This is a genomic window from Prauserella endophytica, assembly GCF_005146945.1.
GTDB classification, from domain to species: Bacteria; Actinomycetota; Actinomycetes; order Mycobacteriales; family Pseudonocardiaceae; genus Prauserella_A; species Prauserella_A endophytica.
Map to the genome: position 1 here is coordinate 126,791 of NZ_SWMS01000015.1, position 21,623 is coordinate 148,413.

Annotated in this window: 18 protein-coding genes; 9 read left to right on the plus strand and 9 right to left on the minus strand. The window is 72.5% G+C overall.

Translation table 11 applies throughout. From position 1 onward, the window contains the following. Nucleotides 1-6: 6 nt before the first annotated feature. The 4 genes from FCN18_RS25030 to FCN18_RS25045 all read right to left on the minus strand — a co-directional run bounded on the left by FCN18_RS25030 (nucleotide 7) and on the right by FCN18_RS25045 (nucleotide 3,786). A complete protein-coding gene (locus tag FCN18_RS25030) occupies nucleotides 7-1,515 on the minus strand; it encodes an aldehyde dehydrogenase family protein (protein WP_137096245.1) in 1,509 nt (502 codons plus the stop codon). A gap of 9 nt (nucleotides 1,516-1,524) precedes the next feature. Then, entirely contained in the window at nucleotides 1,525-2,409 is an 885-nt protein-coding gene (locus FCN18_RS25035; RefSeq protein WP_112273194.1) for a 3-oxoacyl-ACP reductase, read from the minus strand. Between the two features lie 5 nt (nucleotides 2,410-2,414). Beyond that, entirely contained in the window at nucleotides 2,415-3,503 is a 1,089-nt protein-coding gene (locus tag FCN18_RS25040) for a Zn-dependent alcohol dehydrogenase (RefSeq protein WP_137096246.1), read from the minus strand. Between the two features lie 91 nt (nucleotides 3,504-3,594). Next, nucleotides 3,595-3,786: a ferredoxin gene (locus FCN18_RS25045; protein WP_137096247.1), complete on the minus strand. Its 192-nt coding sequence runs from the start codon at nucleotides 3,784-3,786 to the stop codon at nucleotides 3,595-3,597. 90 nt (nucleotides 3,787-3,876) lie between these two features. On the opposite strand from FCN18_RS25045, the gene FCN18_RS25050 reads away from it, so the two are divergent. The 5 genes from FCN18_RS25050 to FCN18_RS25070 all read left to right on the plus strand — a co-directional run bounded on the left by FCN18_RS25050 (nucleotide 3,877) and on the right by FCN18_RS25070 (nucleotide 9,492). Further along, nucleotides 3,877-5,094: an acyl-CoA dehydrogenase family protein gene (locus FCN18_RS25050; RefSeq protein ID WP_137096248.1), complete on the plus strand. Its 1,218-nt coding sequence runs from the start codon at nucleotides 3,877-3,879 to the stop codon at nucleotides 5,092-5,094. A 13-nt stretch (nucleotides 5,095-5,107) separates the two neighbouring features. After that, nucleotides 5,108-6,172: an acyl-CoA dehydrogenase family protein gene (locus FCN18_RS25055; protein ID WP_137096249.1), complete on the plus strand. Its 1,065-nt coding sequence runs from the start codon at nucleotides 5,108-5,110 to the stop codon at nucleotides 6,170-6,172. Further along, on the plus strand, nucleotides 6,169-7,767 hold the full coding sequence (locus FCN18_RS25060) for a long-chain-fatty-acid--CoA ligase (RefSeq protein ID WP_137096250.1): 1,599 nt from the start codon (nucleotides 6,169-6,171) through the stop codon (nucleotides 7,765-7,767). The genes FCN18_RS25055 and FCN18_RS25060 overlap by 4 nt, the downstream gene beginning before the upstream one ends. Before the next feature lie 5 nt (nucleotides 7,768-7,772). Beyond that, nucleotides 7,773-8,936 carry an LVIVD repeat-containing protein gene (locus FCN18_RS25065; RefSeq protein WP_137096251.1) on the plus strand — a complete coding sequence of 388 codons (1,164 nt, stop codon included), beginning with the start codon at nucleotides 7,773-7,775 and terminating at the stop codon, nucleotides 8,934-8,936. Nucleotides 8,937-9,000: 64 nt separating this feature from the next. Then, a complete protein-coding gene (locus FCN18_RS25070) occupies nucleotides 9,001-9,492 on the plus strand; it encodes a hypothetical protein (protein ID WP_113642272.1) in 492 nt (163 codons plus the stop codon). A 125-nt stretch (nucleotides 9,493-9,617) separates the two neighbouring features. Here the strand turns inward: FCN18_RS25070 and FCN18_RS25075 are convergent, their stop codons facing one another. The 3 genes from FCN18_RS25075 to FCN18_RS25085 all read right to left on the minus strand — a co-directional run bounded on the left by FCN18_RS25075 (nucleotide 9,618) and on the right by FCN18_RS25085 (nucleotide 14,470). After that, nucleotides 9,618-12,317: a bifunctional acetate--CoA ligase family protein/GNAT family N-acetyltransferase gene (locus tag FCN18_RS25075; RefSeq protein WP_112272539.1), complete on the minus strand. Its 2,700-nt coding sequence runs from the start codon at nucleotides 12,315-12,317 to the stop codon at nucleotides 9,618-9,620. Nucleotides 12,318-12,322: 5 nt separating this feature from the next. Then, nucleotides 12,323-13,495: an acetoin utilization protein AcuC gene (locus tag FCN18_RS25080; RefSeq protein WP_112272540.1), complete on the minus strand. Its 1,173-nt coding sequence runs from the start codon at nucleotides 13,493-13,495 to the stop codon at nucleotides 12,323-12,325. A gap of 126 nt (nucleotides 13,496-13,621) precedes the next feature. Further along, nucleotides 13,622-14,470: a sulfurtransferase gene (locus tag FCN18_RS25085; RefSeq protein ID WP_137096252.1), complete on the minus strand. Its 849-nt coding sequence runs from the start codon at nucleotides 14,468-14,470 to the stop codon at nucleotides 13,622-13,624. 137 nt (nucleotides 14,471-14,607) lie between these two features. On the opposite strand from FCN18_RS25085, the gene FCN18_RS25090 reads away from it, so the two are divergent. The 3 genes from FCN18_RS25090 (at nucleotide 14,608) to galE (ending at nucleotide 17,702) form a co-directional block, all read left to right on the plus strand. Further along, complete coding sequence (locus FCN18_RS25090; RefSeq protein ID WP_112272542.1) at nucleotides 14,608-15,303, plus strand: metal-dependent transcriptional regulator; 696 nt, start codon at nucleotides 14,608-14,610, stop codon at nucleotides 15,301-15,303. Next, entirely contained in the window at nucleotides 15,300-16,472 is a 1,173-nt protein-coding gene (gene galK, locus FCN18_RS25095; RefSeq protein ID WP_137096253.1) for a galactokinase, read from the plus strand. Before FCN18_RS25090 ends, galK begins: the two co-directional genes overlap by 4 nt. A gap of 225 nt (nucleotides 16,473-16,697) precedes the next feature. Then, a complete protein-coding gene (gene galE, locus FCN18_RS25100) occupies nucleotides 16,698-17,702 on the plus strand; it encodes a UDP-glucose 4-epimerase GalE (RefSeq protein WP_137096269.1) in 1,005 nt (334 codons plus the stop codon). Here the strand turns inward: galE and FCN18_RS25105 are convergent. Both FCN18_RS25105 and FCN18_RS25110 read right to left on the minus strand, forming a co-directional pair. Further along, entirely contained in the window at nucleotides 17,668-18,768 is a 1,101-nt protein-coding gene (locus FCN18_RS25105; RefSeq protein WP_112272545.1) for a DUF4192 domain-containing protein, read from the minus strand. The two genes, galE and FCN18_RS25105, sit on opposite strands and share 35 nt — an antisense overlap. Nucleotides 18,769-18,928: 160 nt before the next feature. Beyond that, nucleotides 18,929-20,698: a Xaa-Pro dipeptidyl-peptidase gene (locus tag FCN18_RS25110; RefSeq protein ID WP_113642275.1), complete on the minus strand. Its 1,770-nt coding sequence runs from the start codon at nucleotides 20,696-20,698 to the stop codon at nucleotides 18,929-18,931. A 150-nt stretch (nucleotides 20,699-20,848) separates the two neighbouring features. On the opposite strand from FCN18_RS25110, the gene FCN18_RS25115 reads away from it, so the two are divergent. After that, the gene (locus tag FCN18_RS25115) at nucleotides 20,849-21,601 is read left to right on the plus strand and encodes a class I SAM-dependent methyltransferase (protein WP_112272549.1); all 753 of its coding nucleotides are present in this window, start codon (nucleotides 20,849-20,851) and stop codon (nucleotides 21,599-21,601) included. Nucleotides 21,602-21,623: the final 22 nt, after the last annotated feature.

A 21,623-nucleotide genomic window follows, 5' to 3' on the forward strand; every position in this document is an offset into this window, starting at 1 on the left:
CCCGCGTCACATCATCTCGTCGGTCAGGGGCATGAACACGGACTTGAGCTCGGTGTAGGCCTCGATCGCCGACAGCCCGCCCTCGCGGCCGAGCCCGGACTGCTTGAACCCGCCGAAGGGCAGATGCGGTTCGATCTGGAAGCCGTTCACGCCCACGGTGCCCGCCCTGAGCGCGCGCGTGACCCGGAAGGCCCGCTGGACGTCGGCGGTGAACAGCCCCGCGCCGAGCCCGTACTCGGTGTCGTTGGCGAGCGCGATCGCCTCATCCTCGTCGTCGAAGGGCACCACGGCGAGCACGGGGCCGAAGATCTCCTCCTGCGCGATGGTGGCCGAGTTGGCGACATCGGCGAAGATGGTCGGCGCCACGAAGTTGCCGCCCGCCAGGTCGCCGCCGAGCCGCTCGCCACCGGTGACGAGCCTGCCCTCGGACTTGCCCTGCTCGATGTAGCCGAGCACCCGGTCGAGCTGACGCTCGTTGATGAGCGGCGCGGAGATCACGGCCGGGTCGAACGGGTCGCCGTAGGTCACCGCGGCGGCCATGCCCTGCGCGGCGCCGAGGAACTCGTCATAGACGTCGCGGTGCACCAGCGCCCGCGTGTTGGCCACGCACGCCTGCCCGGACAGGCCCATCGTCACGGCGCCGACCACGGTCGCGGCGGCCACGCCGACGTTGGGCGCGTCGGCGAACACCACGGCTGGGCTCTTGCCGCCGAGCTCGAGCGAGACCCGTTTGAGGGTGCCCGCCGAGGCCTCGACGATGCGCTTGCCGACGGCGCGGCTGCCGGTGAAGCTCACCTTGTCGACGTCCGGATGGTTGATGAGCGCCTCGCCCACCTCCTCGCCCGTGCCGGTGACGACGCTCAGCACACCCTCCGGCAGGCCGGCTTCGACGAGCAGCTCCACCATGCGCAGCACGGAGAACGTGCAGTACTCGGACGGCTTGAGCACGATCGTGCAGCCCGCCGCCAGCGCGGGGGCGACCTTCTGCGCGAAGAGCAGGAACGGCGCGTTCCACGGCAGGATCGCCGCCACCACGCCGATCGGCTCGCGGAAGGTCATGGCGAGGTGGTCGCCACCCTGGTACGGCGGCAGCGTCTGGCCGCCGAGCTTGTCGACCCACCCGGCGTGGTGGTCGAAGACGTCCGCCGCGGCGCCCACCGACGTGGCGTAGATGCCGCCGAAGGACAGCGGCACCGAGTTGTCGAGCGCCTGCAGCGCGCGCAGCTCGTCGGCGTGCTTGCGCAGCAGCTCGGCGTAGCGGTGCAGCAGCCCGATGCGCACCCCCGCCCGCGAGCGCGACCAGTTGCCCGAGTCGAACGCCTTCCTCGCGGCGGCGACGGCGGCGTCGACGTCGGCCGCGGTGGCTTTGGCGAACTCGCCCACCTCCTCGCCGGTCGCCGGGTGGTGGTGGGTCCAGGTGGCGCCGCTCTCGGACGGGCCCCAGGAGCCGTCGATGAGGAGCTGGCCTGCCTTGAGCCCCACCGACTCGCGGTGCGGCTGCACGGTGAGCGTCATGTGTTCTCCCTAGGGAAGCGTCAGAACGTCGTTGGCTGCGAACATCCGATCGGGGTCGCGGTCGGCGAAGTACCCGCCGACGTGCTCGGCGAGCTCGGCGGTGGTCCACGTGCCGCCCGCCGTGTCGAAGCGCCGTTCCACCTCCGGTGGTTTGAGCAGCGCGACCATGCCGCCGTGCACCACGAAAACCTGGCCGTTGATCGCCTCGGCCGCGGGCGAGGCGAGGTAGGCGACGAACGGGGCGACGTGGTCCACCGACAGCGGGTCGACGCCCTCGGCGGGCGCGTCGCCGAAGACCTCCTCGGTCATCGCGGTCCGCGCCCGGGGGCAGATGGCGTTGGCGCGCACGCCGTAGCGGGCGAGCGCCCGCGCGCTCGACACCGTGAGCGCTGCGATGCCCGCCTTCGCGGCACTGTAGTTGGGCTGGCCTGGGGAGCCGACGAGGAACGCCTCCGACGCGGTGTTGACGATCCGGCCGTACACCGGTCCGCCCTCCACTTTGGACTTTCCACGCCAGTACGCCGCCGCGCCGCGGCAGAGCAGGAAGTGCCCACGGAGGTGGACGCGGAGCACGGTGTCCCACTCCTCGTCCGACATCGAGAACAGCATCCGGTCACGCAGCACGCCCGCGTTGTTGACGAGCACGTCCAGCCCGCCGAAGTGCTCGGTCGCCGCGGCGAGCAGCGCGTCGGCGGTCTCGCGCTCGCCGACGTCGCCGGTGACCGCGAGCGCCTTGCCACCGGCTGCCTCGATGTCGGCGACGGTCCGCGCGGCGCCGTCCCCGACATCGTTGACCACCACCGCCGCACCGGCCGACGCGAGCGCGAGCGCCTCCGCGCGCCCGAGCCCCGCGCCCGCTCCGGTGACGACGGCGGTCCTGCCCTCAAGGCTCACGGAGCTCACCCGAGGGTCACCACCTGGCGGATGACGTCGCTGGTGCCCTGGCGCAGCACGCCGAGGCCGTCGTTGATCTCGCTGAAGCCGAGGCGACGGGAGATCATGCCGTCGAGGTCGAGCAGTCCGGCCCGCCAGAACTTCAGCATCCGCGCGGTGTCACGGTGCACGTGCGCGGAGCCGTAGAACGAGCCGAGGATCTTCTTGTCGTGCAGGAACAGCTCCTGTGCGCTGAACTGCACCATCGCGTCGGCCTTGCCAGCGCCGACGATGATCACTGAGCCGCCGCGGCGGGCGTTGTCCCACGCGGAGCGGATCGTGGCGGGCAGGCCGACCACGTCGAAGGCGTGGTCGAAGCCCTCGGCGCCGGTCAGCGACTCCTTGAGCCCGGCGAGCCCCTCCGGCGTCGTCGCGTGCGTGGCGCCGAAGCGGCGGGCGACGTCGTGCTTGGCCTCGACGGGATCAACCGCGACGATCGTCGTGGCACCGGCGATGCGCGCGCCCTGGAGCACCGAGATCCCGACGCCGCCGCATCCGATCACCACGACCGCGGAGCCCGGCGTGACCTTCGCGGTGTTGAGCACGGCCCCGACGCCGGTGAGCACGCCGCACGCGATGAGCGCCGCGGTCTCGAACGGCACGTCCTGGTCGACCTTGACAGCACCCGAGGCGGGCACCACCACCTCCTCGGCGAAGGTGCCGAGCCCGGCGTAGCCGAAGACCGGAGTGTCGCCCTGCTTGAACCGGGGCGAGGTGAACGCCGCGATCGCGTGGACCGCGCACAGGTTCGGCTCGCCGCGCAGGCAGCTCGGGCAGCTGCCGCAGGGCGGCACGAACGACACGGTGACGTGGTCGCCGGGCGCGAGGTGCTCGACGCCCTCGCCCACCTGGAGCACCTCACCGGCGCCCTCGTGGCCGATGATGCCCGGCGCGAGCGCCGGCAGGGTGCCGTCCATCGCGGACAGGTCGCTGTGGCAGATGCCCGATGCGCGCACGCGGATCCGGACCTCGTGGGGGCCCGGGTCCACCGTCGTGACGTCGTCGCGCAGCTCGAGCTTCTCGTCGCCGATCGCGTTCAGTACGGCTGCTCTCACTCCGGCTGCCTCCCGCCAGGTCACCGCGAGCCGCCCTTGGCCCGCGTTTGCCGCAAGACTAGAATCTGTTCTCGTTTAGGGCAAGCCTCAATCAGCGGCTCTTGAACAGGGCATTCCTTGGGCAGGCGTCGATCGCTTGAGAAACAAGTTCTACTTGGCCTTCTGGCACCTCGGCCCGGACGATGCGCAGTTCGTCGTCGTCATCCAGCTCGAACACCCCCGGCGCGATCCCCACGCAGACCGCGTTGGCCTCGCACAGGTCCCGGTCGACCTCCACCTTCATGTCCGACCTCCTCGAAGAACTAGAACCTGTTCTACACTAGCCCGGCGGACGAGCCCGGCACCATGCCCAACGCGCGAGCGGGAGGATCAGATGCGGATCGGTTTCACATCCGAGCAGGAACGGCTACGCGCCCACCTCCGGGAGTACTTCGCCGAGCTGATGACGCCCGAACGTCGCGAGGGGCTCGCCAGCGAGGGCAGTGGGGGCACCGCCAATGAGGGCGTAGCCGGCGGGGGCGAGTACGGCGATGGCGTGGCGTACAAGGAGATCGTGCGTCAGCTGGGCCGGGACGGCTGGCTCGCGATCGGCTGGCCGGAGGCCTACGGCGGGCAGGAGCGCTCGATGCTCGACCAGCTCGTCTTCACCGACGAGGCGGCCATCGCCGGGGTGCCGGTCCCCTTCCTCACGATCAACACGGTCGGCCCGACGATCATGCGATTCGGCACCGAGGAGCAGAAGGCGTTCTACCTGCCGAGGATCGCCGCGGGCGAGCTGCACTTCTCGATCGGCTACTCCGAGCCCGGCGCGGGCACCGACCTCGCGTCGCTGCGCACGCGGGCCGTGCGCGACGGCGACGAGTACGTGATCAACGGGCAGAAGATGTGGACGAGCCTCATCGAGTACGCCGACTACGTGTGGCTCGCCGCCCGGACGGATCCCGACGCGCCCCGGCACAAGGGGCTCAGCATGCTCGTGGTGCCCACCTCGGCCGAAGGGTTCTCGTGGACCAAGGTGCGCACGGTCGCCGGGCCGGGCACGAGCGCGACCTACTACGACGACGTCCGCGTGCCGGTCAGCGCGCGCATCGCGGAGGAGAACGCGGGCTGGCCGCTGATCACCAACCAGCTCAACCACGAGCGCGTCGCGCTGACCTCAGCCGCCCCGCTCGCGTCGGCGCTCGCCGACGTGCTCGCCTGGGCACGCGAGACCAAGCAGCCCGACGGCAGCCGCGTGATCGACGCCGAATGGGTCCGCACGCACCTCGCCCGCGTGCACGCCCACACCGAGTACCTCAAGCTGCGCAACTGGAGGATCGCCTGGGCCGCCGCCCAGAGCGAGCTGAGCCCCGCCGAGGCGTCGGGGACCAAGGTGTTCGGCACGGAACTCGCCACGGAGGCCTACCGGCTGCTCATGGAGGTGCTCGGCGCGGGAGCGGTGGTGCGCGAGGGCTCGCCGGGCGCGCTGCTGCGCGGGCGGATCGAGCGCGCGCACCGGTCGGCGCTGATCCTCACCTTCGGCGGCGGCACCAACGAGATCCAGCGCGACATCGTCGCCGCGACCGCACTCGGCCTGCCCGTCAGCCGCTGACCCCGGAGGGATCATGGACTTCGCACTCACCGAAGCACAGCAGGACCTCGCCGCGCTGACCCGCCGCATCGCCGGCGACCACGTGAGCCCGGAGTCGCTGGGCCCTGCGGGCTCCGGCGGCTTCGACCGCCCACTGTGGACGGCTTTGGCGAGGGCGGGCGTACTCGACGCCGCGCTGCCCTCATCGGTCGGCGGGGGCGGTTTCGGGGTGCTCGAACAGTGCTCGATCCTCACCGAGCTGGGGCGCGCCGTCGCACCGGTCCCCTACCTGCCCAGCATCGCCGCGGCGGCCGCGACGCTCGCCGAGTTCGGCAGCCCTGAGCTGACCGAACGCTGGCTCGTTCCCGTGCTGCGCGGCGAGCGCGTGCTCGCCGTGGCGCTGCCCGACACCGGTGCGCCCACCGGGTTCACCGCCGAACGCGGCGAGGCGGGCACGCGGATCTCCGGCGCGCAGCCCGCGGTGCCCTTCGGGGCGTTCGCCGACGGTTTCCTGGTGCAGGCCACGGCGGCCGACGGCGACGTCGTGGCCGTGGTGGACGCCAACGACCTCACGGTGTCCCCGCAGGCGGCCGTGGACCACGCCGACGCCGCGCTCGTCGAGGCCACCGACGCGCGCGCGAGCGCGGTGCTGCCAGCGCCCGCGGCGGCGTGGCTGCGAGCCCGCGCCACGGCCGGGCTCTGCGCGTTCCAGCTCGGCGTGCTCGAACGGGCGGTGGAGCTCACGGCGGAGTACGCCCGCGAGCGCAGGCAGTTCGGGCAGCCGATCGGCGGTTTCCAGGCCGTGCGGCACCGGCTCGCGGACGCCCACCTCGACGTCGAGGCGGTGCGGCTGACCCTGTGGCAGGCGGCGTGGCGGCTCAGCGAAGGGGAGGACGCCGCCGAGGAGGTCGCCACCGCCAAGTACTGGGCGGCCGAGGCCGGGCACCGCGTCGCACACACCGTCGTGCACGTCCACGGCGGCGTCGGCATCGACGTCGACCACCCGGTGCACCGCTACTTCGTCGCGGCCAAACGCACCGAGTTCGCCCTCGGTGGCGCGACCGCGCACCTGCGTCACCTCGGCTCGCTGCTCGCATGAGCGCCGTCCCCACGGTCACCGAGCTGCTGCTGGCCAGGGCCGGCGACGAGCACGCCGGGCTGCGGTTCGCCGACCGCGCCTGGACGTGGGCCGAATGCGTGCGCGAGAGCGCCGCCCACGGCGCGCTCCTGCGCGCGCTGCTGCGGCCCGGCTCCCCGCCGCACGCGGGCGTGCTCGCGGACAACGTGCCGTCGTTCGCGTTCCTGCTCGGCGGCGCGGCGCTGTCGGGCGCCGTGCTCGCGGGGCTGAACCCGACACGCCGGGGCGAGGCGCTGGCGCGCGACGTCCGGCTCGCCGACTGCCAGTTCGTGCTCGCCGAGGCGAAGTACGTGCCGCTGCTGGCGGACGTCGGCGTGCCCGTGCTCGACCTCGACGGTCCGGAGTGGACGGACCTGCTGGCCGCGCACGCGGGCGCTGCGGCCGAACCGGTGCCCTCGGAGCCGGACGACCTGCTCATGCTCATCTACACCTCCGGGACGAGCGGCGATCCGAAGGCGGTGCGCTGCACGCACGGCAAGATCGCTTTCCCCGGCCGGATGCTCGCCGAGCGATTCGCGCTGTCCACAACGGACACCGTCTACGTCGCGATGCCGATGTTCCACTCCAACGCGATCATGGCCGGCTGGGCGGTCGGCCTGGCCGCCGGTGCCACCATCGCGCTGCGCCGCCGGTTCTCCGCCTCGGGCTTCCTCGACGACGTCCGCCGGTTCGGAGCCACGTACGCGAACTACGTCGGCACCCCGCTGTCCTACGTGCTCAGCACGCCGCGGCGCCCAGACGACTCCGACAACCCGCTGCGCGTCGTGTACGGCAACGAGGGAGCGGAGGCCGACCTCACCGCGTTCGCCGAGCGGTTCGGCTGCCGCGTGGTGGACGCGTTCGGGTCCACCGAGGGCGGCGTCGGATTCGCGCGCACACCGGACACCCCGCCGGGCTCCCTCGGCAGGCCGACACCCGGTGTCGAGGTGCTGCATCCCGACACCGGCGCGCCGTGCCCGCCCGCGCGGTTCGGCCAGGACGGCACGCTGCTCAACGCCGCAGAGGCCGTGGGCGAGCTGGTCAACACCACCGGGGCCGGATGGTTCGCCGGCTACTACGGCGACCCGGGCGCGACCGAGGAGCGGCTGCGGGACGGCCGGTACCACACGGGCGATCTCGCCTACACCGACGAACAGGGATTCTGTTACTTCGCGGGCCGGCAAGGAGACTGGCTGCGCGTCGACGGCGAGAACCTCGGAACGGCGCCGATCGAGCGCGTGCTGCTGCGACATCCGGCGGTGGCGGAGGCCGCCGTGTACGCGGTGCCAGGCCGGGTCGGCGACGAGGTGATGGCCGCGCTGGTGCCCGAGCCGGGCGCCCAGCTGACGCCCGGCGAGTTCGGCGAGTTCCTCGCCACGCAGCCCGATCTCGGCCCCAAGCAGCTACCACGCTTCGTGCGGATTGTCGACGAACTTCCGAGGACGGCCACGTTCAAGGTGGTGAAACGCCGGCTTGCCGCCGAGGGCGTGCACTGCTCCGAACCGGTTTGGTCCAGACCGGGTGCGGTGCCGATCTACGAAGTACGCCCCGCGCGGGACGGATCTGCCCTACCGTGACGCACATGCGAAGCCGTGGACTGCTCTGCGCCCTCTCCGCTCTGCTTTCCGTGTCCGTGGTGTCCGCCCCCTCGGCGAGTGCCGCACCGGTCAAGCTCACGGCCGGCGACTTCCGCCTCGCCGAGGGCGCCTACAACTCCGTGATCGCGAAGCTCGACGACGCGCTGCCGAACGCGTCGCTGCCCGCCGTGCTGGACAGCGCCAACCGCACCGGCACCACGAGCGGATGCGACCCCTCCGCCACCGGCCAGGTGGCGGCGTTCTGCTGGCAGTCGGGCGACGACGGCACGGCCGACTGGTACCCGCAGGGCATCAGCACCACGGCCGACGCCTACGGCAGCGGCACCTACGATGGCCGCACCGCCCTCTTCGTGAGCTGGTACTACAACGGCTCCGGGACCAACAAGGGAGTCCGCGTCTCGTTCGTGGACTACGCGACGCCCTCGGCGCCGAAGTACCGGCACGTCTTGCTCGTCGAGCCGTACACCAACTCGGCGGGCCAGCCGGACTTCCGCCCGGTGACCGTGCACGCGGGCGGCATCTTCACCTACGGCCACTACCTCTACTCGGCCGACACGTGGGGCGGGTTCCGCGCGTTCGACCTGCGCCACGTGTGGAAGGTCTCGACCGGTGACGAGTCCAAGATCGGCAGGCAGTCCGACGGCAGCTATCACGCCTTCAACTACGCCTACGTGCTTCCGCAGGCGCAGAAGTTCACGGCGTCCACCACGAACGGCGTCGCGCGGCTGCGTTACTCGGCGGCCTCACTGGACCGGACCAGCACGCCCGACAGCGTGATCGTGCCCGAGTACAACGCTGACGGCACCGGCTCGCGCGTCGTGCGCTTCCCGATCGACCACACCGACCGCAAGTTCAAGGAGTCGGCCGACGGCTACACCCACGCCACCGAGGCCTACCGCACCGACATCGCCAGCATGCAGGGCGCGACGGCGATCAACGGCCAGTTCCTGGTGTCGGCGAGCGCGGGCTCGGGCTCGCGCGGGTCGGTGTACACGTTCACGGCGAGCAGCGGACCGGCCAAGCACAGCGGCGCCCAGCCGATCGGCCCGGAGGACCTCTCCTACCGGGGCCCGCAACAGCAGCTGTGGGGCCTCACCGAGTACCCCGGGAAACGCTACGTCTACGCGATGCGGCCCTCGGCGTTCTGACCCGCCGTTTGACAGGGCGCGGGCGGCGGCCCGCATAGTGGGGTCCCCGAGAGGCGAGGACACCATGGACACCGACTCACTGCGAGCCGCCTACCGCACGCTGCTGGACGCCGCCGCCACCGTCGCCGGCTCCGCCGACCCCAGCCCGGCCCCGCCGCGCGGCGAGTGGAACGCCGACCAGATCCTGGCGCACGTCTCACTTGTCAGCGCCACGACCATCGCCACCACCTCGGCCGTCGCCGCGGGATCGCACACGACCTACGACAACCGGCTCGCACAGGAACTCTGGACCCTGGAGCGCGTCATCGGGCTCGCGGGCGGCAACAGCGGGCTCCGGGAGCGTGTCCGCCTCCAGGGTGAGGCCCTCTGCGCGCTCGGTCCGGCGCTGAGCGAGGCCGAGCTCGACACGCTGGTGCCAACCCGGCTGCTGTCCAACTACGCGGTCCTCGTCGACCGGCCCCTGCCACTGCGGGACATCCTCGGGGGGCTGGCGGACACGGAGCTGCCGGGCCACGCGCGGCAGCTCCTCGACCTCCTGCCGGGGAGGCGCCGCTAGAGCCCGCTTCGGAAATGGCACCGCTTTCGCCCGCGCCGTCGACCGGCGCCAACGCCGCGATGAGCGGCGGTGGTCGTGCCGGCCGGCGGGCCTGGCGTTCCGCCGCCCGCCACCCGCAACGCTCGCTAGTCCTCCGGGGCGGTGATGGGGCGCAGCCTGCGCGGCCCCGAGTCGGGGCGGGACGGCGGCGGGCCGAGCACCATGCGCGCGTTGGTCACGAACGCTCCGTCCGGCGAGGCGAGGATCGGGTCGAGCGACAGCGAGCGCACCTCCGGGTTGTCCTCGGCCAGCGCCGCCACGCGCAGCACCATGTCCTGCAACGCGGCGAGGTCGGCGGGCTCATCGCCCCGGTAACCGGTCAACAGCGGCGCGGTCTTGGGCTCGCGCACGATCGTCGCGGCGTCGACGTCGGTGAGCGGCACCGCGCGGAATGCCTGGTCGCCGAGCAGCGTGCTCACCACGCCGGAAAGCCCGAAGGAGACGAGCGTGCCGAACGAAGGGTCGTCCTGCAGCCCGATCACGCACGACACGCCCTTCGGCGCCATGCGCTGCACGTACACCTCCTCGGCCCCGGAGACCTCCCGCAGGTCGCGGTAGCTGACGCGCACCGAGTCCTCCGACGTGAGGTCCAGCCGCACCCCCGCCAGGTCCGGCCTGCCGCGCAGCCGGTCGTCGTACGCCTTGAGCGTCACCGGGTAGCCCAGTTCCTCCGCCGCCGCCACGGCCCCGTCGGCGTTGGTGACGAGGCGGAACGGCACCACCTCGATGCCGTAGCACGCGAGCAGCCGCACCACCTCGTCGTCGGTGAGCACCCGGTTGTGGTCGTCGGCCAGCAGCTCTCGGACCATCCCCTGTGCCTGCTCGACGTGCAGCCCCGCCGGGCGCACGATCGTCCCCTGCGGTCGCTGCCGCCACGCCGCGTAGCGCACGACACGGGCGAGAGCGTTCACCGCCCGCTCCGGGCTCGGGTAGCTCGGGATCGACCCCGCGGAGGGAGCCCCGTCCTCGCCCGGCACCGCCAGCTCGGCGGGCACCCCCTCGGCGGCGAGGAACGTCGAGACGATCGGCTTCTGGACCGTGTCCTCCCTCGCCGTGACGGTCTCGCGCAGCGCCCGCGCGTACGCCGTGCCGGGAATCGCCACCGGGGGCACGAACACCACGACGAGCGCGTCGACCTCCGGCGAGTCCAGCGCCTCCCCCACGGCGGCGGCGAACTGCTCCGGCGACGCCTGCGGCCCGACGTCCACCGGGTCGATCCCGAGCCGCAGCCCCTGCGCCCGCGCGGTGTCGGCGGCGAGCAGCCCGATCGCGCTGGAGTTGCCGACGATCGCGACGCGCGAGCCCGTTGGCAACGGCTGGTGGGCGAAGAGGAGCGCGGTGTCGAACAGCTGGGCCAGCGAGTCCACCCGCACGACACCGGCCTGCTCGAACAGCGCCTGCACGCTCGACTCGTCGATGTCGGTCGACGTGGCGGCCAGCTGCGGGCGCACCGCGTGCCGCCCCGACTTCACCGCCACGATCGGCTTACTGCGGGCGAGCCTGCGGGCCAGGCGCGCGAACTTGCGCGGGTTGCCGAAGGACTCCAGGTACAGCAGCACGAGGTCGGTTCTCGGATCCGTCTCCCAGTACTGGAGCAGGTCGTTGCCGGAGACGTCGGCGCGGTTACCGGCCGAGACGAACGTCGAGAGCCCGAGCCCGCGCGCCTCGGCGTCGGCGAGGATCGCGGTGCCCAGCGCACCGGACTGGCAGAAGAAGCCCGTGCGACCCCGCTTGGGCAGCCGGGGCGCGAGCGTGGCGTTGAGCCGCACGCGCGGGTCGGTGTTGAGCACGCCGAGCGCGTTCGGACCCACCACGCGCATCCCGTGTGCCCTGGCCTCGCCGACGAGCCGCAGCTCGGCATGCTGCCCGTGCGGCCCGGCCTCGCCGAAGCCCGCCGACACGATCACGAGTGTCTTGACGCCCTTGGCGAGCGCGCCGTCGAGCACCGACTCCACCTGGCCGGCGGGCACGGCGACGATCGCCAGGTCCACCGGGTCAGGGATCTCCAGCACCGACTTGTACGCCCGCACACCGCGCACGGAGGCGTGCTCGGGATTCACCGGGTACACCGTGCCGGCGAAGTCGGCCGAGAGCAGGTTGCTCAGCACCGCGTAGCCGATCTTGGTCGGGTCGGTGGACGCGCCGATGACGGCGACCGAACGGGGGTGGAGCAGGTTGTGCACGCTGCGTGCCTCGGCGGCCTGCTCGCGGGCGCGCGCCACGGCCAGCGACTCCTCGGTGGGATCGATGTCGAACTCCAGGTGCACCACGCCCTCCTCGAAAGCGCGGCTCACCTGGTAACCGGCGTCGCGGAACACGCGGATCATGGCGGAGTTCTCGGCGAGCACCTCGGCGACGAACCGGCGCAGACCCCGCTCCGAAGCGGCGGCGGCGAGGTGCTCGAGCAGGATCGACCCGAGGCCCCTGCCCTGGTGCGCGTCGTCGACCACGAACGCGACCTCGGCCGACTCGGCGTCCAGTCGCTCGTACCGGCCCACGGCGACCACGTCGTCGCCGAGCAGCGCCACGAACGCCACGCGGTCGTGGTGGTCGACCGTGGAGAAACGCTCCAGGTCCCTCGCCGGGATGCGCGGGTAGGCGCCGAAGTAGCGCAGGTAGCGCGTGCGGTCGGACAGCCGGCCGTGCAGCGCCACCAGCCCGTCGGCGTCCGTCGGCACCACGGGTCGCAAGTGGACGGTTCCGCCGTCGGAGAGCAGGACGTCGGCCTCCCACTGGCGCGGGTAGCCGAACGGGTCGAAGCTCCGCTCGCCGGTGTCGCTCGCCATCTCGATCAGTCCCTCGGATCGTCCGGATCCAGGCCGTGCAGCGGGAACACCGCCCTGCGGGTGTCCCGGACCGCCACGTCGACGGCGTCGTCGAGCCCGTCGCCCCAGGGCGCGAACCCGGTGTCCCCGCCGTCGGTCATGCTCAGCGGCAGCTCCGCCCTCGGCGCCGCCTCGCGCACCAGGTCCGACCACTCGGCCGGCAGCGGGGTTTCCGGATCCACGTCGCGGTCGAGGACGGTCGCGATCAGGTGGGTCCACGACCGTGGCACCACGCGGATCAGCTGGTAGCCACCGCCGCCGACCGCGAGCCACCTGCCGTCGGCGTGGGTGTCGGCGAGCTCGCGCAGCGTGCGGTAGATCGTGCGGTGACCGTCGACGGTGAGCGCCAGGTCGGCGAGCGGATCCTCCTCGTGGGAGTCGACGCCGCACTGGCTCACCAGCAGCTGCGGGCGGAACTCGGCGAGCAGCGACGGCACCACCGCGTGGAAGGCCCGCAGCCAGCCCGCGTCCTTCGTCCTCGGCGGCAACGGGATGTTCACGGCGCTGCCCTCGGCGCCCTCGACCCCGATCTCGCTGGAGTACCCGGTGCCGGGGAACAGCGTGAAGGGGTGCTGGTGCAGCGAGATCGTCAGCACGCGGGGGTCGCCGTAGAAGGCGGCCTGCACGCCGTCGCCGTGGTGCACGTCGGTGTCGACGTAGGCAATGCGGTCGAACCCGTTGTCCAGCAGCCACGAGATGGCCACCGACAGGTCGTTGTAGACGCAGAAGCCGGACGCGCGGTCGCGCATGGCGTGGTGCAGCCCGCCCGCGATGTTCACCGCCCGCCGGGCCTTGCCCTCGGCGATGCAGCGCGCGCCGAGCATCGTCGAGCCGACGACCAGCGACGCCGCCTCGTGCATGTTCGTGAAGATCGGGTTGTCGCTCGTGCCGAGCCCGTGCCCGACGTTCCAGCTCGCCATGGGCGCCTGCTTCACCGCTTCGAGGTACTCCGCGGCGTGCGCGCGGTACAGCTCGGCCTCGGTCGCCGGCTCGGGCACGAGCAGAGGCACGTCCTCCAGCACCCCCAGCGCGGTCGCGAGCTTGATCGTGAGGTGCAGGCGGACCGGGTTGAAGGGATGCTCGCCACCGAGGTCGTAGCCGAGCAGTGCGGGGTCCCAGACGACGGCGGAGGGCGACATAAGAGGAGGGTAGCCGCGCGGAGCGCGTCCTTGGGGGGTGGCGGCCGGGTGACGGGAGGGCATACCGCCGCGCAGAACACGTCCTTGCGGGGCCGGGGGTGGGCGACGGGTGGGCGCAGCCGGGTACTAGCCGGGTTCGGGACCGGTCGCCGCGGGCCTCGCTGGGTCGGCCGACCAGTTCGACCACGACCCCGTGTACAGCGCGGCGGGCTCACTCCTGCCCGCGACCTCCAGCGCCAGCACGATCGAGCTGGCGGTGATCCCGGAGCCGCAGTAGGCCCCCACCGGCACGCCGTCACCCACGCCGAGCGCCGCGAAGTGCTCGGCGAGCTCCTCCGGCGAACGCCAGCGCCCGTCGGTCCCGACGTGTGCGGCGAACGGGGCGTTGCGGGCGCCCGGGATGTGGCCCGCGCGCGGGTCGATGGGCTCCGTCTCGCCCGTGTAGCGCTGCGGTGCCCTCGCGTCGAGCAGCACGCCCTCGCGGGCGAGCGCCGCGGCGGCGTCGGCGTCCAGCACGGGCAGGCCGCCGGGGCGGACCTCGAGGTCGCCCTCAGACGGCTCCGGCTCCTCGGTCGTGACGGGCCTGCCCTCGGCCTCCCACACGGCGAAGCCGCCGTCCAGCACGGCGACCTGGGCGTGGCCTGCCCAGCGCAGCAGCCACCATGCCCGCGCGGCCACCGACGAGTCGCCGTCGTCGTAGGCGACGACAAGGTGCCCCTCGCGCACCCCGGCGGCGCGCAGCACCCGCTGCAGCGCGGCCGGGTCCGGCAGCGGGTGCCTGCCGCCCGGCCCCGGTGGGGCCGCGAGCTCCGAGTCCACGTCGACGTACACGGCGCCAGGCACATGCCCGGCCAGGTAGGACTCCGCACCCGGCGGGCCGGTGAGGCGCCAGCGCACGTCGAGCACCGTGGGGCGGTCCCCCTCGGGCGCGTCGAGCAGATCCGCGAGTTCGGCTGTCGTGATGACGGAACGCATGCGGTCATCCTCCTCCGGGCCCGGCCGGTCACGCACCGTGGGCGGCCCGCTGACCAGCGGGCCGTCGTTACGTGATCGCCTGCCGTAACTGTCGGGCACAACGACTACCATGAGCAACGCGAACAAAGGGGACAGGCGTGAACGATCTCATCGACACCACCGAGATGTACTTGCGCACCATCTACGAGCTCGAGGAAGAGGGTGTCGTGCCGCTGCGCGCGCGAATCGCGGAGCGGTTGCAGCAGAGCGGCCCGACCGTGAGCCAGACGGTGGCGCGTATGGAGCGTGACGGGCTGGTGGTGGTGGCCGACGACCGGCACCTCCAGCTGACGGACCACGGCCGGGAGCTGGCCATCGCCGTGATGCGCAAGCACCGCCTCGCCGAGCGGCTGCTCGTGGACGTCATCGGCCTGGAGTGGGAGCACGTGCACAACGAGGCGTGCCGCTGGGAGCACGTCATGAGCGAGGCCGTCGAGCGCAAGCTCGTGCAGCTGCTCGACCACCCGACCACCTCTCCGTACGGCAACCCGATCCCCGGCCTCGACAAGCTGGGCGAGGGCGAGCCCGCGCCGCCGGCCGAGGCCGACCTGGTGCGACTGGACGAGGTGGCCCGCTCGGGCGGAGGCAAGGTCGAGATCCGGCGCATCGCCGAGCACGTGCAGCTCGACGAGTCGCTGATGACCGAGCTGAAGTCCGTGGGCATCGTGCCCGGCCAGACCGTGCACGTCGGCAAGATCAACGGCGGTGGCTCCACCGTCGAGGTCTCCGACGACCACAACTCGGCACAGGTCTCGGCGTCGGTGCTGCACGCCGTGCTGGCTCAGGCCCGGTGACCTCTGCCGAAGCGGCAGCCGGCGCGTTCCGCACCCTGCACGGCACCGAGCCGTGCGGTGTGTGGTCGGCGCCTGGCCGGGTCAACCTGATCGGCGAGCACACCGACTACAACGACGGCTTCGTGCTGCCGTTCGCCCTGCCCCATCGCCTCGCCGCCGCGGGTTCCCCGCGCGACGACAAGGTTCTCACCCTGGCGACGCTCGGTTCCGACGGCCGCATCCAGCAGGCCGACCCCGTGCGGATCCCGGACCTGTGCCCCGGCGAGCCCGACGGCTGGGCCGCCTACCCTGCCGGTGTCGCGTGGGTGCTGCGCGAGCACGGCATCGACGGCGGCGCCGATCTGGTGATCGCGGGTGACGTGCCCACGGGCGCGGGCCTGTCGTCGTCGGCCGCGATCGAGTGCGCCGTCGCGCTGGCCCTTCTGGGCCTCGCGGGCCACGGCGACCCGGACCGGGCCCGCCGCGCCGAGATCGCCCGCTGGGCACAGCGCGCCGAGAACGAGTTCGTCGGCGTGCCGACCGGCGTGCTCGACCAGACCGCGTCGCTGTGCTGCGTCGAGGGCCACGTGCTGTTCCTCGACGTGCGTTCCGGCGAAAGCGAGCAGGTCCCCTTCGACGCCGAGGGCGCCGGCCTGCGCGTACTCGTGATCGACACCCGCGTCAAGCACGCGCACGGCGAGTCCGGCTACGGCGAGCGCAGGCGGGGCACCGAGCGGGCCGCCGAGCTGCTCGGCGTCGAGGCGCTGCGCGAGGTCACCGGCGACGGCCTGTCGTCGGCGCTCGGCACGCTCCCCGCCGAGTTGGCGCCTCTCGTGCGCCACGTCGTCACCGAGAACGACCGCGTGGTCGAGGTCGCCCGGCTCCTGCGAGAAGGCCGGATGGCCGACATCGGCCCGGTGCTCGACGCCTCGCACGTCAGCATGCGCGACGACTACCGCATCTCGTGTCCCGAGCTCGACCTCGCCGTCGACTCCGCCCGCGAGGCGGGTGCACTCGGCGCCCGCATGACCGGCGGTGGCTTCGGCGGCTCGGCGATCGCGCTCGTCCGCGACACCGACCAGCAGGCCGTGGAGAACGCGGTCAACGCGGCGTTCGAGCAGGCCGGGTACCGCAAGCCACGGCTGTTCACCGCGGTCCCCTCGGCGGGCGCGGGCCAGGACCGACCCTGATCCCTGCCCGCCACGGGCGGGGTGCACACTGTGCTCCGTGCCCGCGTCCGGCGATCCCCGGTGGCGGGTGTCACCATCGGGAAAGCCCACACCGGCACCCCCGTTCCAGGAACCGGCCGGGCACAGCGGCACACCAGCCCGCGCTCAGCTTCGGCACAGGCCCCGCTCGTGGCGTGGCCGCCGAGCACCCCGATCCGTAGTCGCAACGAGGAAGGCCCCGAGCAGATGCCCACCGACGCGGCACCGTCCGCCAAGCCCATGAAACTGGTCGTCACGGGTGGAGCCGGCTACATCGGCAGCGTGTGCGCGGCCCGGCTCGTCGAGGCCGGCCACGCCGTCACCGTCGTCGACGACCTGTCCACCGGCCACGAGGACGCCGTGCCCGAGGGCGCGGAGTTCATCCGCGGCGACGCGGCCGAGGTCGCCGAAACGTTGCTGGCTCAGGGTTTCGACGGTGTGCTGCACTTCGCGGCGAAGTCGCTCGTCGGCGAGTCGATGCAGGACCCCGGTACCTACTGGCGCGGCAACGTGCTCACCTCCCTCCGGTTGCTCGACGCGATGCGCACCCACGGCACGCCGCGCCTCGTCTTCTCCTCCACGGCCGCGACCTACGGCGAACCCGACACGAGCCCCATCCGGGAGACCGCGCCCACCCGGCCAACCAACACCTACGGTGCGACCAAGCTCGCCATCGACCACGCGATCACCAGCTACGCGCGGGCCCACGGGCTCGCCGCGGTGAGCCTGCGCTACTTCAACGTCGCGGGTGCGTACGGGCGCTACGGTGAGCGACACGCCACCGAGACGCACCTGATCCCGCTCGTGCTGCAGGTCGCCACCGGCGACCGTGCCCAGGCGCAGATCTACGGCGACGACTACCCCACCGACGACGGCACAGCGGTCCGCGACTACATCCACGTCACCGACCTCGCCGACGCCCACCTGCTGGCGGTGGAGCACGCCCGCGCCGGCGAGCACCAGATCTACAACCTGGGCAACGGCACCGGTTTCTCGGTGCGCCAGGTGATCGAGGCCTGCCGAGAGGTGACCGGCCACCCGATCCCCGCCGTGGTCGGACAGCGCCGGCCGGGTGACCCGGCGGTGCTGGTGGCCTCGAGCGAGGGCGCCAGGACCGCGCTGGGCTGGAAGCCAGAGCGCGCTGACCTCACCGGGATGGTCGCCGACGCGTGGCGGTTCACCCAGGACCGCAGGGCGGCGAACCCCGCGTAGGCGGCTCTTCGCCGTCCTCAGGCCCCCACAACGGAGAGGCATCGCACGTGCCGCCGAGCCTGGCGAGCTTCGCGGGCGGCATCGCGTGGGCCAGCGCCTGCCCCAGCAGGCCGGCCAGGACATGTTCGGGATGGGCATCCAGCGCCCTCTCGACGGCCATGCCGGCCAGCGGCCCGTCTCCCCTCACGTAGGCCGAATAGGCGAGCAGGCTCGCCACCTGCGCGCGCTCCGGCTTCGGCGTGGCCCGCACGAGAGCGAGCCACAGCCGCTCCGCCGTGGCCGCGCGCGGGCCGCCCGGCGGCAGCGCTGTCGCGAGACAGGCGTCCCTGACGTCGGCGAGCTCGAGTGCGATGGCCAGCTCGGCGATCTCCTGGTCGGAGAACGTCAGCTCGCCGCGGGCGGCTCTCGCCAGCGCTGCCCGCACCGCCGCGAAGGCACGCCCGAGCAGTTCGGGACCCGGCTCGGCCGTCACACCGAGCAGGTCGACCGCGACGTCGAGCAGCGCTGCCCTGCGAGCCAGCGCCGGCTCGTCGTCGGGAGCCAGCTGCTCCGCCATCTCCTCCCTGCTGCCGAAGGTGACCAGGCCCGCGTGCGCGGACACGGCCGCCATGACGGACGAGGCCGGGTCGGGTAGCCGTCCGCCACAGCCCGGTTGGTCGTAGCAACGCCACTCCGCTCCCTCGCGGATCTCCGGTACCCACAGCGCGTGCACGAGCGGGATGCCGCGTTCGCCGAGGACGGCGGTGAGGGTGTCGACCAACGTGGCGTACGGCGGCCCGGTGCCCTGTTCCGGCGGGTCCCCGCCGACGACGGCGATGGTGACGCCGCCGGGTTCCCCGGCCAGCAGGGGTTGTTCGAGCTGGAGCGCGAGATCGGTCTCGCAGCCCGGTTCGGGCAGGTCCGCGCGGAGCACGCAGCCGACGCGGTTGGCGGCGGATCCACTGTGGACGACCGCGAGGATCGAGTCGGCGGGCCGGAACCCGATGAGGTGCGGGAGCGCCGCGAGCAGTTGCCCCGGCGCGCGGAGGTCGACCGTGGTGGTGCCGGTCGTGGATGAGGTGGTCATGAGTCCACGATGGCGTGGGGAGGGTGGGGGTGGCGGGGGTGGGAGGAATCTGTGGACGGGTGGGGGTGAGTTGAACAAGGGAGCCGGAGGGGCGGCGGTGGAACGGGTTGGTGTCGGTGGGCGGGGCTATGGTGGTGCGGGCCCCGCCCGCCGACCGCGCTCAGAACGCCCCGCGCAGGGCCGCCTTCCCGCCCACCACCGGCAGGTCCACCGTCGTGTTCCGCACGTCGATCGCCAGCCCCGCACCGGGCTTCGGGCGCAACGTGAAGTCGTGGTCGCTCGACAGCAGCACGAACTCGAGGCGGTGTCCCTCGGCGAGCACGTAGTCGTCCGGCTGGAGGTCGAACGACACGTCGTACGCCACCCCGGGCCGGATCGGCTTGGTACGCCACGCACTCGTGCGGTTCTGCGGGTCGGTCCAGCCGCGGGTGATCACGTTCGACGTGCCGTCGGGCGCCCGGTCCACCAGCACGCCGGTGATGTTCGCGGCGGGCCGGTCGAAGGCGACCTTCAAGTCGACCGACGCCGTTCCGCTCAACCGCACGGGTTTCCGCGCCGGACCGGTGGCATAGGCGAGCCGGTTGGCCGACGACGGCGCGTCGACGAGCTGCTCGACGGTCTTGGTCGCGTCGTCGGTGAGCCGCTCGACGACGGGCCTCCCCCGCAGCGGGCCGGACACGTCGAGACCGCCGCGGGCGGAGCCGCCCGGCCTCGGGTACACCGTGACGTCCCGGGTGCCGGGAGCCGGCCAGTCCGCCTCGTCGGCCCACGACAGGTCCTCGCGCTGCACCGTGGACCTCGGCTCGTCCTCGATCCCGTTGTCGACGCCGTACAGGTAGTGGGAGAACCAGCGGTTGAGGGTGCGCAGCCATTCCTGCTGGCGCAGCCCGTACGGGTCGGCGTGGCCAGACTGGTGCCACCAGATCTTGCGCTCGACGCCCGCCTTCGCGAGCGCCTCGTACCACCTGGCCGCCTGGCTCGTGGTGACGTTCCAGTCGTTGAGGCCGTGCACAACGAGCACCGAGGCACGCACGTCACGGGCGTCGTCGAGGTAGTTGCGCTCGTGCCAGAAGGCGCTGTAGTCGCCGGTGACGCGGTCCTGCTCCCGGGCGAGCTCGTCGATCACCGGACGGCAGATCTCGCGGTCGGCGCGCGTGTAGACGTACTCGGCGAGCACGTCCGCGTCTTCGCCCTGGAAACCGCCGGGGGCCACTACGGCACCGTCCTCGCGGTAGTAGTCGTACCAGTCCGAGATCGCCGCGATCGGCACGATCGTCTCGAGTCCCTCGACGCCGGTGCTCGCGACCGCGTTGGGCAGGGTTCCGTTGTAGGACACGCCCATCATGGCCGTCTTGCCGGTGGTCCAGTCCGCCGCGACGGGAGTGCCCTCGGCGTTCCTGGCCTTCGCCCGCCCACCCAGCCAGTCCACGACGGACTTCGCGCCGATCGTCTCGTTCTCGCCGCCGGTCGTGGGGCAGCCGGTGGAGGCGCCGCTGCCGAGCGACTCGGCGTAGACGACGGCGAACCCGCGCGAGACGAGGTACTGCTCGTAGCGCCAGGTGATCTGCGGCTTCGGCTTGCCGTGCCCGTCCGGGACGTACAGCTCCACGTCGACGTTGTGGTTGGCGACGTCGTTGCCGCCCGCGTAGTACGGGCTCGCCTGGTAGACCACCGGCACACGCAGGCCGTGCTCGGTGGCTCTCGGCCGGACGATCTCGACGTGCACCTCGTCGTCGGCGCCGTCGCGGTCACTGTCCACGGGCGCCGTCACCCAGAGGCTCTCCCGCACGACGTCGGCGGGGTCGAACACCGGCTGCGCCTGCCCGTCCTCGAACACCGGTCCCGGCGGAGGCTCCGCCTGCGCCGCGGCGGGAACCAGCGGCATCGCGATGACGGCGGTGAGCAGGACGGCGAGGCGTGCGACTCTCACGGTGCCCCCAGTCGGTCGGCGATCGGAGTGGTTCGACCTTTCCGGCGCCGTCCCACGGTGTCAAGGAAGCCGGTGCAGATCCCGACGAAAGGCTGTGCGCGAAGGGATCGCACCCCGATTTTCGGTGGCGCGCACTGGGACGATCGGAGCATGTCTCGTTCGTTCGACGATCTGGTGGCCGAGGCCGCGACCGCTCCGGTCGACGGCTGGGATTTCTCGTGGCTTGACGGGCGGGCCACCGAGCAGCGCCCGTACTGGGGGTACCAACGGCGGCTGGGCCTGCGCCTGGCCAGGGCATCGGCGGCACTGGACCTCCAGACCGGCGGTGGCGAGGTCCTGGCCGGCGCGCCGAGATTCCCACCGGTGATGGTGGCGACGGAGTCGTGGCCACCGAACGTGGCCGCGGCGGCGACCTCCCTGCGGCCGCGGGGCGTGGTCGTCGTCGAGGCCTCGGACGAGCCGCCGCTGCCGTTCACCGACGCGGCGTTCGATCTGGTGACCAGCCGTCATCCGGCCACGGTGTGGTGGGCGGAGATCGCGAGGGTGCTGCGGCCGGGTGGAACGTACTTCGCCCAGCACGTGGGCCCGGGCACCATGTGGGAGCTGGTGGAGTACTTCCTCGGCCCGCAACCGGAGGCACGCCGGAAACGACACCCCGAGCGGGAGGCCGCTGAGGCGCGTGCCGCCGGCCTGGAGATCGTGGACGTGCGGTCCGCGCGGCTGCGCGCGGAGTTCTTCGACATCGGCGCCGTGGTCTTCTTTCTGCGCAAGGTGATCTGGACGGTGCCCGGCTTCACCGTGGACGCCTACCTCGGGCGGCTGCGCGAACTGCACGAGCTGATCCGGCGGGACGGCGTGTTCGTCGCCCACTCGACGCGCACCCTGATCGAGGCGAGGAGATGACGAACTGAGAACGCGGTGTGAC